Origin of the sequence: Bacillus sp. EU63 (assembly GCF_038592915.1) — a bacterium.
Lineage (GTDB): Bacteria > Bacillota > Bacilli > Bacillales > Bacillaceae > Bacillus > Bacillus velezensis.
In genome coordinates this window covers 2,638,632-2,651,168 of the sequence record NZ_CP151944.1, presented here as the reverse complement: position 1 = coordinate 2,651,168, position 12,537 = coordinate 2,638,632, and the positions used below count along the sequence as shown (strand labels likewise).

Annotated in this window: 20 protein-coding genes; all 20 read left to right on the top strand. The window is 42.1% G+C overall.

Features of this window, described 5'->3' with window-relative positions:
* Nucleotides 1-23: 23 nt before the first annotated feature.
* On the top strand, nt 24-239 hold the full coding sequence (locus NYE38_RS13090; protein ID WP_099566814.1) for a hypothetical protein: 216 nt from the start codon (nt 24-26) through the stop codon (nt 237-239).
* An 18-nt stretch (nt 240-257) separates the two neighbouring features.
* Entirely contained in the window at nt 258-707 is a 450-nt protein-coding gene (locus NYE38_RS13085; protein ID WP_340802320.1) for an ArpU family phage packaging/lysis transcriptional regulator, read from the top strand.
* Nucleotides 707-1,249: a site-specific integrase gene (locus tag NYE38_RS13080; RefSeq protein ID WP_017417279.1), complete on the top strand. Its 543-nt coding sequence runs from the start codon at nt 707-709 to the stop codon at nt 1,247-1,249. The genes NYE38_RS13085 and NYE38_RS13080 overlap by 1 nt, the downstream gene beginning before the upstream one ends.
* A 744-nt stretch (nt 1,250-1,993) precedes the next feature.
* Nucleotides 1,994-2,239, top strand: coding sequence for a hypothetical protein (locus NYE38_RS13075; protein WP_069007366.1), 246 nt, complete (start codon nt 1,994-1,996; stop codon nt 2,237-2,239).
* A complete protein-coding gene (locus NYE38_RS13070; RefSeq protein WP_069007365.1) occupies nt 2,229-2,597 on the top strand; it encodes a hypothetical protein in 369 nt (122 codons plus the stop codon). Before NYE38_RS13075 ends, NYE38_RS13070 begins: the two co-directional genes overlap by 11 nt.
* Nucleotides 2,598-2,978: 381 nt before the next feature.
* Nucleotides 2,979-3,347 carry a hypothetical protein gene (locus NYE38_RS13065; protein WP_069007363.1) on the top strand — a complete coding sequence of 123 codons (369 nt, stop codon included), beginning with the start codon at nt 2,979-2,981 and terminating at the stop codon, nt 3,345-3,347.
* Nucleotides 3,337-3,699, top strand: a complete 363-nt coding sequence (locus tag NYE38_RS13060; protein ID WP_076982849.1) for an HNH endonuclease — start codon at nt 3,337-3,339, stop codon at nt 3,697-3,699. The genes NYE38_RS13065 and NYE38_RS13060 overlap by 11 nt, the downstream gene beginning before the upstream one ends.
* Nucleotides 3,700-3,738: 39 nt before the next feature.
* Nucleotides 3,739-3,921 carry a hypothetical protein gene (locus NYE38_RS13055; RefSeq protein WP_340802328.1) on the top strand — a complete coding sequence of 61 codons (183 nt, stop codon included), beginning with the start codon at nt 3,739-3,741 and terminating at the stop codon, nt 3,919-3,921.
* Between the two features lie 9 nt (nt 3,922-3,930).
* Nucleotides 3,931-4,446, top strand: coding sequence for a phage terminase small subunit P27 family (locus NYE38_RS13050; protein WP_340802331.1), 516 nt, complete (start codon nt 3,931-3,933; stop codon nt 4,444-4,446).
* The gene (locus NYE38_RS13045; RefSeq protein WP_340802333.1) at nt 4,443-6,152 is read left to right on the top strand and encodes a terminase TerL endonuclease subunit; all 1,710 of its coding nucleotides are present in this window, start codon (nt 4,443-4,445) and stop codon (nt 6,150-6,152) included. The genes NYE38_RS13050 and NYE38_RS13045 overlap by 4 nt, the downstream gene beginning before the upstream one ends.
* A gap of 188 nt (nt 6,153-6,340) precedes the next feature.
* A complete protein-coding gene (locus NYE38_RS13040) occupies nt 6,341-7,621 on the top strand; it encodes a phage portal protein (protein WP_015387940.1) in 1,281 nt (426 codons plus the stop codon).
* Nucleotides 7,584-8,210, top strand: a complete 627-nt coding sequence (locus NYE38_RS13035) for an HK97 family phage prohead protease (RefSeq protein ID WP_015387941.1) — start codon at nt 7,584-7,586, stop codon at nt 8,208-8,210. Before NYE38_RS13040 ends, NYE38_RS13035 begins: the two co-directional genes overlap by 38 nt.
* Nucleotides 8,211-8,247: 37 nt before the next feature.
* On the top strand, nt 8,248-9,540 hold the full coding sequence (locus tag NYE38_RS13030; RefSeq protein ID WP_340802335.1) for a phage major capsid protein: 1,293 nt from the start codon (nt 8,248-8,250) through the stop codon (nt 9,538-9,540).
* 33 nt (nt 9,541-9,573) lie between these two features.
* Nucleotides 9,574-9,990: a hypothetical protein gene (locus NYE38_RS13025; RefSeq protein ID WP_065522646.1), complete on the top strand. Its 417-nt coding sequence runs from the start codon at nt 9,574-9,576 to the stop codon at nt 9,988-9,990.
* Nucleotides 9,991-10,007: 17 nt separating this feature from the next.
* Nucleotides 10,008-10,310 (top strand): head-tail connector protein, encoded by a 303-nt coding sequence (locus NYE38_RS13020; protein WP_069007359.1) that lies wholly within the window; start codon nt 10,008-10,010, stop codon nt 10,308-10,310.
* Nucleotides 10,300-10,617, top strand: a complete 318-nt coding sequence (locus NYE38_RS13015; protein ID WP_025852580.1) for a phage head closure protein — start codon at nt 10,300-10,302, stop codon at nt 10,615-10,617. Before NYE38_RS13020 ends, NYE38_RS13015 begins: the two co-directional genes overlap by 11 nt.
* On the top strand, nt 10,614-11,012 hold the full coding sequence (locus tag NYE38_RS13010; RefSeq protein ID WP_014305139.1) for an HK97-gp10 family putative phage morphogenesis protein: 399 nt from the start codon (nt 10,614-10,616) through the stop codon (nt 11,010-11,012). The genes NYE38_RS13015 and NYE38_RS13010 overlap by 4 nt, the downstream gene beginning before the upstream one ends.
* Nucleotides 11,009-11,392: a DUF3168 domain-containing protein gene (locus NYE38_RS13005; RefSeq protein WP_340802341.1), complete on the top strand. Its 384-nt coding sequence runs from the start codon at nt 11,009-11,011 to the stop codon at nt 11,390-11,392. Before NYE38_RS13010 ends, NYE38_RS13005 begins: the two co-directional genes overlap by 4 nt.
* Before the next feature lie 14 nt (nt 11,393-11,406).
* The gene (locus tag NYE38_RS13000) at nt 11,407-12,021 is read left to right on the top strand and encodes a major tail protein (RefSeq protein ID WP_014305137.1); all 615 of its coding nucleotides are present in this window, start codon (nt 11,407-11,409) and stop codon (nt 12,019-12,021) included.
* A 58-nt stretch (nt 12,022-12,079) separates the two neighbouring features.
* Entirely contained in the window at nt 12,080-12,448 is a 369-nt protein-coding gene (locus tag NYE38_RS12995; RefSeq protein WP_061890675.1) for a hypothetical protein, read from the top strand.
* The last annotated feature ends 89 nt before the right edge of the window (nt 12,449-12,537 follow it).

Sequence of the window (12,537 nt, the reverse complement as noted above, 5' to 3'; positions counted from 1 at the left end):
TTTATTTGAATGGAGGTTAAAGGATGAAAACAATGCAACGGGCGTGTGAAGAACTAGGGGAAAACCTAAGAAAATTCGGAACGCGATTACCCAAACCTAAGCCGATTGTTAATAAAGAACGTTGTTTAAAGCCATCTAAAAAGTCTCAGAAGCTCAGTAAGCGCGATTTAGAAGACCTAATGGGGGTAAACAGACCGACATACAAAAGAGGCCGTGGCGGAGCTTTTAGACAGAAATAATAACAGGAGGGATTTTTGATGAATCAAATGACACTGAACATACCTCAAATTGACGAAGAAGCAACGAAAACGAAGGCAGAAGAGCTGCTCGAAAAATATCGCATGTACTTGCTACAAGTGCCGGAAGATTTTTTGCCGAAAGTGACCGCAACATATAGCCTTGTCCCTCCCAGCTTTTCGAATGAATTTCATTCCTCCACAGAAGACGCAGCATTAAAACGCATGGATTGGGAGATTGAAAGAGAACGGTTTTTAAAGAGAATGCAAAGAGCGGTTAACCGGCTTTCTCAAAAGGAGCGGCAAATTCTTGTCATGCTCTACATGCAGAATGAAGAGATGTATGATTATGAAGTCTATGCAGAAATGAGAATCAGCCAGCGCAGCTACTACCGGACGAAAGCAAAAGCGTTTTACCGGTTGGCCTTTGCCCTTCGTGCGGAAGTCTATAAGGATGGGGGCGCGTCGTAATGAATTTTGTTCAACCTATAAGGGATTTAGATCAGATTTATTATATTAAAAAGTACCTGAAAGAACGGAGCGAACGGAATCACCTTCTTTTTGTGGCCGGAATTAATTCAGGTCTGCGTATATCAGACTTGCGGCTTTTAAGGGTTAGGGACGTGAAGCGCATGTATATCGACCTGCGGGAGCAAAAGACCAGTAAACAAAAGCGAATCAAAATCAATAAAGCATTAAGGAAGGCTTTTGCCGATTATATCAAGGACAAGGATGATCAAGAATTCTTATTCAAAAGCCGCGAAGGACTAAATAAACCGATAAGCCGCAGTATGGCATATAATATTTTAAGGGAAGCGGCTGATTATGTTGGTCTTGATGGTATCGGGACTCATACAATGAGAAAAACCTTCGGATACTGGCACTATAAGAAATTCAAAGACGTTGCCTTGCTGCAGGAGATATTTAATCATTCAAGCCCTGACATTACGCTCAGATACATCGGAATTACTCAAGACACCATGGATCAAACAATGGATGCATTCAGCTTATAAGCTCATCTGTTTAAAAAACAGACGGGCTTTTTTTATGCCTTTTCCTATGAATAAACCATATTGAGAAAATGTCAAACTCATTTTAGAGAAATGAATTAAACATAGCGGTGGCAAAGGATTCAGCGATTCGGGGAATTGGACACAATATAAGTTATGATTAATTGGGTTATGTGGAAAATCTTGTCCCTTTTCCGTGGTATCATTAATAAGAGATGAGGGAGGTTGTTGCGAAGTGAAACATTGTCCGAAGTGCAACCCAATTACTGAAATGGAGCTGCTCGTTGCACATGAAGAAATGACATATAGTCTTTATCGCTATGTATGTCCAGCATGCAAAACGACTGACGATGAAAAAGGCCTAATTAGAATCGAACATGATCATTTGTAAATTGTGGGATAAATAGAAAAATTCGAAGTTTCTCGCGGTATCAATTTTTAGGAGGTGAGCGGGATGACTGCGGCAGAGCAAAAAGGAATGTACTAAAAAGATTTTGGCAGAAAGATGGCACGATAACGGCACACCATTTTGTTTTAGATAAGGTATTATGGTAATAGGTAATAAATCAAAGGAAGCGGCACTGCTGATGAGCGGGGTCGCTTTTTTATGTTCTCTGTAAACTGCGTCCGGTAAATCTCAGGGAGAACAATTGGCGGTTAACGGCTTGAGTGCGGGGACAGTTTAGAAAGAATATACCAAGCGCTTTCCCAATCGGGAGGGCGCTTTTTCTATTGGAGGGATTAACCATGACCGAAGATAATTTATATGTCGATCAATTTAAAGCGTGGCGCACTGAACAAGAGCTTCTTTTGAAACAGATTAATTATGACATTGAAATCAGTCAAAGGAAAATCGAATTGAACGAGAAACAAAAGCAGTTGCACCTGCAACGCGTCAATATAGGAATTCAGGAGTTTAATAATTGGGCAGAAACTTCTAATCGTGACGAAAGACTGGAACTATTAAAGGGGGATCAAATAGATGGCATTTGACTTGAACCTTGCACATATGAGTATTTCTGATTTGTTGGAAAAAGCAGCAGAAAGCAATGAGGTCATTCATGTCAAACCAGGTCGGCAAAGGTGTATAGGGAAAACATCTGCACTAATTGATTTTGCACGAAAAAACAAAGCTCCTGTCCTTACGAATCGAGCAATGGCAGATCACTATAAAAAGATCCATCCAGACTTAATCTTTATTGGGTATTGGGATGGAAAGGACCTATCAGAATATGAAAGCATTGTGTGTGACGAACTCATTCCTTTAGAGGTTGCAGAGGAATTACATAAGGACGGAAAATTATTAACCGGCTTTGTGAATCTAGGAAACCATATGAGCACCCAATTTTAAGGAATAGAGGGATAAATCATGAAACCTTTTAGCAAATGCGAACAATGCGGAGCAAATCACGAGATCGAATTATTTGAGTGTAAAGAAGCAAATAGTGTCGTTGTGGGGTTCATTCAATGCCCAGCTTGCCATCATAAAACGGTTTACTCTGTAACAAATCCTCATATCAGATCTCTTCTAAAGAGGATAAGAACAATAAGAAACCAATACAGAAAAGCAAAAAGAGTAAAGAAAGCTGCCAGTCTCCTTACTGAATATGAAAAGGTGAAGGCGCAGATTGAAGTTCTTATGAAACCGTTAATTGATCAAAAGAATAAAAGCATTAATCAGTAGCGCCTTTCTGCTCTTTGGAAAGGTGTTTTATTTTTTTAGGAGGTCACCATGCAATTTGATGAGGATTTACGCGTGCAAGCTTATAACACTGCCACAAAGCACAATATAACTACAGCAATGATACATGAGGGTTTATACCAATTGCGTGTCTCAGGTTGCCCTTGGCAGGATGCTGATGTCGTAGAGGCTTTAGGGTACCTTGGTGACTATGGATTGCATAACCTATTAGCAGTTGAACGTATTGCACGTATAAGCGAAATGCATCCATACAGTAAGGTTAAAGGATTATTGCATCTTCCATATGAGAGTTTAGGGGTTAAAGATAGGGATGAGAAAGGGGAATTCATACCACCGAGGCTATTATGGAAAGAGAACTTTTATAACAGGAATGAGCGAGGTGGAAGGGATGCCCCTTAAACCTCTAAGGATATGCGCTGCTCGCGGATGCTCCAGTCTCACCCGTGACCGGTACTGTGATACACACAAGACACAACAACAGGAAGAAATAAAACATTACAACAAACATTCAAGAAACAAAACAATAACAAGTTTTTATAAATCAACTGAATGGAAACGAACAAGACAACTTGCTTTGATACGAGACAATTATCTCTGTCAGCATTGTTTGAAAGATCATTGCTTCACTCCGGCTGACATGGTGCATCATATCGTGGAAGTAAAGCAAGATTGGTCGAAGAGATTAGACATAAATAATCTTGAAAGTTTGTGTAATGCCTGTCACAACAAAGCGCACGGCAGTAAGGGCTAGTGACCATCCCCCCCTAACAAATCTCTGGAAGGGAAACGAATGGAGAACGGCGATCCCCCTTCTGCAAACAAACACCGCTTTTCAAAGTTCCGAAAACAGCAGAAAGCCCCCTCGGCAAATTTGCCGAGAGGGCTTGGTGCGACTGGTTTTGTTGTTGATTTCATCGTATCACGATTGGCGAAAAAAACAAGCGGAAAATGCAACTTTTTTGACAAGAAATGAGGTGAGTATATGCCGAGGCCTGCAAAATCAGCGACGCTTCAATTGATACAAGGCAACCCAAATAAAAAGAATACGGAAGAGCTGGCTGCCCGGGCAGAGCACGAGAAAAAGTTGAAAATGCGATCCGATAATATAAAACCGCCAACGTGGTTGGATAAAGTCGGAAAAAAAGAATTCAAACGAGTTGCTGCTTTACTGGCTGAGGTCGAGATCATCACGGAAGCGGACATCAGCATGTTGGCCGCCTACTGCAACGCCTACTCTCAGTATATTTCTATATCAAAAGTGATTGAAGAAGACGGGATTATGGTCCATACAGAAGGCGAGGATGAAGAGGGCAATCTTATCAAGTTAATAGGGGAAGAACATCCTTTATTAAAGCGGCAAAAAAACTATTATGATCAGATGAAATCGGCCGCTAATGACTTCGGCCTGACTCCGTCTGCCCGGGCAAAGCTTGCTATCACTCGTACACAGGAAGAACGAGAGAAAACAGCTGCAGAAAAGGAGTTTAAAAATGTATGAATACAATCAAACAGTTTCTACTTGATTACTCGCGCGATGTGATATCGGGTGAGATTGTGGCATGCGAAAAACACATATGGGCTTGCCAGCGTTTTTTAAATGATGTGAGTAGGGAAGGCACAAGGGAATTCCCATATGTGTTTGATGACGAAAAAGCTCGTCGGTTCCTTTACTGGATGACACAATTTAAACATACGAAAGGGCCATTACAGGGTGAAAATATTGTTCCTGAACCTATTCAAATTTTCATCTTTGGTAATGTGTACGGCTGGGTGCATAAGGATACCGGCTACCGACGATTTAAAAAGGTATATTGGCAGGTCGGCCGTAAAAACACCAAAACCCAGAGCCTGGCCTGTGTTGGTTCCTATGAGACGATGGCCAACGATGAATATATGTCCGAGGTATACATTGGGGCTACAAAAACCGAACAAGCAAAAATCTGCTGGAATGAAATTAAGGCGCAGATCATGCAAAGCGACCTTTTGAACAAGCCGGAAAAAAAATATCGGATTGCATATGGAAAAATTGAGCATCCCAAAACACAGTCGAAAATTGAGGCGCTTTCTAAAGATGCTGGGAAGACCGGAGACGGGTTTAACCCACAATGCGGCATCATAGACGAATACCATGCTCATAAAACCTCAGAAATTTATGACGTCCTGGCCTCTGGTATGGCCGCCCGCGCCCAGCCATTAATGTTAATTATTACGACGGCCGGCTTTGAATTAAATAATCCTGCTTATCGTGTGGAATATGACTACGTGTCTCGCATACTGGACCCGAATAAGGTCGAACAGAACGAGCAATATTTTGTAATGGTCAATGAGCTTGATAAAGGCGATGACGTCAAGGATGAAAAGAACTGGATTAAAGCGAATCCGATTGTCGCTGCCAATGAGCACGGTTTGAATTATTTACGTGGGGAATTGGAGGTCGCGCTTGCTGTCCCGGAAAAAATGAGAAATTTCATGACCAAAAACATGAACATCTGGGTAAACATGCGGGAAAACGGCTATATGGATATGCAGGCCTGGACGGACTGCGGTTCTGATAAAATTCCGGATCTGAAAAACAGGGAGTGTTACGTCGGTATCGACTTGTCAAAAACAATCGACTTAACTGCAGCATCTTTTGTTTTTCCTCTGGATGATGGGCGGGTTGCTGTGGAAAGCCACAGTTTTATGCCGGAAGATACTTTTTTTGAGCGAATGAAAACCGACAACGTCCCGTATGACACATGGAAAGATAGGGGATGGCTTACGACAACTGACGGGGCTGTTGTTGATTATGATTACATCAGGGCTTACATCAAAAAGATGGAGCAGGAAAACGGCTGGCGTATCAAAGAAATTGGATATGATCCATACAATGCGACGCAGTTTGCTCAGCAGATGGAGGCGGACGGGTATGTAATGATTGAAATTCGTCAGGGTGTTGCTACTCTATCAGAACCGACTAAAGGCTTCAGAGCTAAGGTGAAATCAAAAAAAGTCATTCATCCGAAAAATTCACTGCTAACTTGGGCGATGGGGAACGCAGTAACTAAAGTAGATGCTCAAGAGAATATCATGCTGGATAAATCCAAATCAACACAACGGATTGATCCTGTAGCCGCATTGATTAATGCTTATGTACGAGCTTCTCAAACTGATAATGAAGTAGACCTGAACTCATATATCAAATCAGCGTCATTCTCTTTCTAAGGGCGGTGTAATCGTGAAAAAAATATTCGCATTCATGCTGCTTCTGTTAAACGATTTTCTTTTTATCACAGGTGCAGCATTTATAGCGTGCGCCGCATATCGCTTGCATACAAACATCGGTCTTTTGACGACGGGTGTCTTTTTTATATTTTATGCGGTGTTAATTAGCAAAAAAAGGGGGTGATTGATTGTTTTTGGAAGGGCTGTTTTCAAAAAGATCAAATGAATCAGAGACTTGGAATCTTGCGAACCCTCCTGACTGGATCATTGATATGTTCGGCGGCTCAAAGACGGCCAGCGGTGAACGTGTGAGCGAATCAACCGCCTTAATTCATCCTGATGTCTATTCATGTGTGAATGTATTGTCTGATGACATTGCTAAGCTTTCAGTCCATACGTTCAAAAGTCGCCAAGGTGATATTATCAGCAGCATGAAACATCCTGTTGCTCAATTACTCTATTTGAAGCCTAATCGTTACATGACGGCTTTCACATGGAAAAAGCTAATGATGATTCACGTCTGTCTTTGGGGAAATGCCTACTCTTATATCAAAGTAGATAAAACAGGTAAAATCATAGCATTATTACCGTTAAATCCAGCCAATACACAGGCCTATGTAAATCCGAACAACGGTCTACTGTGGTATGAAACGGTCATTAATTCAAAAAGTGTTGAATTATATGCGGATGAGGTCCTGCATTTCAAGGGTATGACAGAAGACGGGATTAACGGGAAAAGTCCGATAGGCGTCATAAGGGAACATATCGGTGCTCAGTCTGCTGCAACCAAATTTAATGCGAAATTGTATAAAAATGATGCTACTCCCCGGGGAATATTGAAAGTCCCAACCTTAATTGATGAAGACGCAAAAAATCGGGCTAGAGATGAATGGGAAAAAGTCAATGCGGGCCGCAACATCGCAATTATTGATGCCGGTCTTTCATATGAATCAATTTCAATGCCTTTACAAGAAGCGCAATTTGTGGAGTCGATGAAATTCAACAAAGCACAAATTGCGTCTATCTATAAAGTCCCTCTGCACAAAATTAATGAACTGGATCGGGCTACTTTCAACAATATTGAGCACCAGTCCATTGAGTATGTGAAAAATACGCTGCATCCTTGGCTGGTATCCTTTGAACAGGAAATCATCACAAAGCTTTTTACTGATGGTGAAATAAATGAAGGATTTTACATCAAATTCAATGTAAACAGCGAGCTGCGCGGTGATGCAAAATCAAGGGCCGAGTATTACGAAATTATGGAACGGATCGGCGCCTTAAATATCAATGAAATTCGTGCACTGGAAGAGAAAAATGCGATTGAACACGGTGATAGGCACCTTGTGTCGCTTAACTATACCTTCCTTGACTCATTGGAGCAGTATCAAATGAACAAAGCTGGCTCAAGTAAAGGAGGTGATGGCAAACATGAGCAAGGAAGTACGTCATCTGACAACGAAAATTGAGTTGCGCTCTGCCGGTGAAGGCGAAGAAAAAAGGCATTTTATTGAGGGGTACGCTTTGAAATTCGAAAAATGGTCCGAGCCGTTGGGAGGATGGTTTAAAGAAATCATCAGCCGGAATGCCCTGGATTCCGCAGACCTTTCTAACGTAGTCGCTCTTTTTAACCACCGTCAGGATTATCCCTTAGCGAGAAATACCGTTTCTGAGGACGTAGGGAGGCTGGAGCTAGAAACAGACGCAATAGGTCTCAAGTTCCGTTTTATCCCTACAGACACGTCATACGCGAAAGATTTAATGGTGAATGTTAGAAGCGGAGTCGTTAATCAGTGTTCTTTTGCTTTTTCTTTGGATTACAGTCAAGGAGATCCGGACGAATGGCGACATAATGATGAAGAGGACATTTATGAACGCCGCATCAATAATATCGAACGTATCTTTGACATTTCTCTCGTAACGACGCCTGCTTATAGCGATACGGAGGCAGTGATTGGTGAACGCAGTTTAGAAAAAGTGGAGCAGTTAAAAGAAATGCGGACTGCCCCAATTGAAAAATTGAAAATGGAACTTGAGCTTTTAGACCTCACATTGTAGGTCTATTTTTATGTTCAAATATAAGGAGGATACCTGAATGCCAGTAGCAATGACAAAAAAAGAACGTGAATTAAGACAAAAATTCACACAGAAAAAACAAGAGGCATCCAATCTTTTGGATGAAGGAAAGTCCGAAGAAGCCCGCAGCATGCTTGATGAAGCGAAGGCGCTGCAAAGACAAATCGAACTGATGTCAGAAGAACGCGACTTGGAACTGCCGGCTTTGGATGAAGAGCGAAACTTTGTACCGGAACTTGAACGAAAACCTGATGAGAAACCGGAACAGCGCGACATCTTAACAGCCACAAATGAGTACCGGGATGCTTGGTTTAAAGTGTTAACCGGACGCAGTCATGACCTCGGAGAAGAAGAAAGAAGTATGATGCAGCGTGTTCTGAAGGAAAATCGCTCGTTGTCTTCTGGAAGTGATAAAGATGGGGGATACACTGTACCGGATGACATTTCAAAAGAAATCTTGAAGTCCATTCAGGAGCTAAACTCTGTTCGTAATCTGGTTCGTGTTGTGCCTAAAACAGCTCCGTCGGGGAGTTATACAGTTCGAAAGGGTGTAGCTGGAAAACTCTATAATACAGCCGAAAAAGAACAAATTAAAGAATTGAAAAACATGGAATTCGATCAAGTCTGGTACAACGTCAAAAAATTCGCCGGATTTATGCCTGCTCCCAGCGAGCTATTAAATGATTCATTTGTAAACTTCGTTCGTGAGATTGTAGACTGGCTCTCTGAATCTGCCATCGTAACAGAAAACGATGAAGTCTTTTATGGAAAAGGCGGGGAGACGAATGTTGAAGGCATCATTACCAGCGGAAAATACAAAACGCTTAAAGCGCCATCTGTAATTACGATTAAATTTCTACGCAAGGTTAAAAACCAAATTAACCGCGGTTATCGCCGCAGCGCAGTTTGGGTGATGAATACGGAGGCTTTTGAAACGCTGGCTAATATTGAAGATAAAAACGGTCGTGGCATTTTAGCAGAAGATCCGAGAAACGAGGACAACTTTTTGCTCTTCGGCCGTCCTGTTGAAGTCTATGACGAAATCCTTACGGATGATAAAACCCAGAAAACGCACATTCTATTTGGTGATTTTAAGCGCGGCTATTTCATGTTTGACCGTCAAAAATTCGAAATCAAATCAACTGACGTAGGCGGAGACGCTTTTCTTACGGATCAGACATATTTCCGTGGTATTGAACGTTTCGACGGAAAAGTAGTAGATCCGGAGGCAGCCGTCATTGTCACTGATCTTGTCGTCGGGGAAGACGCAAAGGTAGAAACGCCTGAACAGTCTGCTGATCTTGGAAAATAAAAATAAAAATTGAAATTGAAAGGATTGATCGACATGGCGAAATTAGACAATATTCTGAACGAAAGTAACGGTGTATTAACTTCTGCGAGGGACAACGGTAAAGGAGTGCCGATCACTGACATTTCGGTTGCTGATAACAGCGAAGAAAATCCTCTCTACGTAAAAGGCCTAAAGGGTGATCCGGGTGAACCAGGACCTCAAGGTGAACCGGGACCTCCAGGACCCCAAGGCGAGCCAGGCGAGCCAGGCCCGAAAGGTGAAAAAGGTGATCCTGCTGTCATTGAAGAGGGTAGCATTGCACATGAAATGCTGGGCGAAAAATCAGTTCGCAGCAAAAACGTTGGCAGTGGCAGCATCATGTTGGATCATCTGAACAGTGAAGTGAAGGCTGTGCTTGATGGTATGCAAAAACAAATTGATGAACTGAAATCCGCCACTCCTGCAGAATGAAAGGCAGGTGATGCCAGATGACAGAAGCAGAAAAAATAGAATTAAAGAAAGTGAAAAAATTCCTCCGGGTCGATGGTGATCTGGAGGATGATTTGATTTTAGACTTTATCGCATCAGCAAAAGAACATATAACAGGTGCTACTGGCCTTACATTTCCGAATAACTCAGCACGAGCAGCTATGTGTGTAAAAGCTTTTGTGACGCATTGGTATGAAAACCGGGAGATTGCCGGCACGACATCCAATCTTGATGGGGTGCTGACTATGATGATCAATCAGTTGAAATATGTAGTTCCAGAGGTGAAGGCTAATGCTGAATGATATGCGGTATCGCATTCAATTTCAAAAAAAGAAGCCCGGCGGCCGTCTGCCTGTGGAGGGAAATGATAGCTGGGAAACAGTTATTGAATGCTGGGCAAAGGCGGAAGGCTTAAAAGGCCGGGAATATTATGCTGCAGCGGCCATACAAAAAGAAAAAACAGTTCAATTTACAATCCGGCACCGGGAAGATATCAATGAACATATGCGAATCGTCTTTCAGGGCGATTCATATGAAATTGAGGCTATCTTGCCGAATTATTCGCGGCGGCATTTCATTACGATTAAAGCGAATGTGGTGAGCCGATGAACTTTGAACTGGAATTGAAAGGGTTTAGAGAGCTTGAATCTACTTTCGCTGATCTGGCCCGTAAGGATGAAAAGATTCATAAAGCAGCAGTGAAAGCCGGAGGGGCTGTTTTGGCTGCGGAAATTAACGAGGAAGCTCCACGCTCTTCCATTGGCGGAAGTCATCCGCACATTGACGATGATATTATAGTCGGCAGCCGTATCAGGCGGGATGAAGACGGAGAGATATACGCAGTTGTAGGCCCTACAAAAGATACAAAATTCCGTGTTCACTTGCCGGAATTCGGCACGCTCCATCAAGCTGCCAATCCATTTATTCACCGGAGTATGGTAAAGGCGAATGGCAAGATGCTTGATGCTATGGAAAAAGTCATAAAGGCGGGATACAAGCTGTGAATCTTATCGAACGAGCTGCACAATTGAAAAAAAGTTTATTTGAAGCGCTGGAAGCCCATCCGGCGCTTTTATCATTGGTTGACCCCGGCAATATCTATGAATTGGCAGTGCCGGAAGGGATAAAAAGCCAGCCGCCTTATATTGTCGTACAAGAATTAGATTATCGAACAACCAAATGGGCAGACGGTAAGCCTATCCAGGACAGCACGCTATATCAGATTGATGCGTACCACAATCAGTCTTGTGAATCCGTAATGGCTGCTGTCGTTGATGTAATGGGAAGTTTTGATTTCCAGACTTATGGTCCTATTAATGAGTTTTTACAATCTGAGCGCCTCATTCGAAAAGGTTATCGGTTCGAGGCCAATATTTTATTATAATTGGAGGTTTTATCATGCCCGAATACAGTTCTATGGTGGGATTGGAAGGCGTTAAGTATTCACCATTAATCAAAAAAGAAGGCTTGTGGATCGCCAGCAAGATCATTGATTATCCACATGCTATCAACGCAAAGATGGCAACCGATTCATCTACAGAAAAACAGTACGCAGATAACAAAGTAGCTGATTTAGCTGTCTCGACTGGCTCAACGAAACTCGACTTAGAAATGCGAGACGTACCGCCGGAACACCTTGTCAATTTATTTGGGATAGAGGAAACCAAAGACGGTCTATATCTTTTCAAGAAAAACGTTACTCCGCCGTGGATCGCGATTACCTTCTTTGGTGTCAAAGCAAACGGAAAAAAACGTCATGTAGGCTTAGTTCAAGGTCGATTTACTTTGCCGGATGATGACTGGAGTACAAAAAAAGAAAAAATAGACTTCCAGACCTCTAAATTGTCCGCGGAGTTTCTTGAAAGAGAGCAGGATGACGTGTATAAAATCATCGCAGATGAAGACGCGCCTAATTTCGATTTAGACAAGTTTTATGAAAAGGTATACGGCAACGCCTACACTTCATCTAAAGATGAACCCAAAGCAAGTAAAAGCACTGATCTTGGCGCTTAAAAAGGGAAGCAGAGTGCTTCCTTTTTAATTTCTATAACAATTAAAAGGAGGAGTCGACATGGCTCAAAAACATATTTCAATCAAACTATGGTTCGAAGATGAAAAGAAATTGAAAACATTTATTGCACCTCGGACAAATACGAAAACACTTATTGAAGCATTACGGTTGAACGCAGAAGCTGAAAAAACAGCAGAAAATTTGGAGAAAAGCATCAAGATTCTTGAAAAACAGCTGCAATTTATTGTTGGGCTATTCCGGAACCAATTTACTTACGATCAATTATTTGAGGGGCTGGAATCTTTTGAAGTGACTAAGGAAATAAGCCGCATTCTCTCGGAAGTTGCCGGCTATAAAAAAATTGAGGATGCTGATCAGGATTTTTTGCCGGAACAGACGGAGAAGAATACACCTACGAGCGCGGAATAGAGCAGATAAATGAAATTTACGCCACTCTCCTACAACAAGGGTGGAGTATGAGTGCAATTGACGAGATGGACATATATCACTATTTAGAG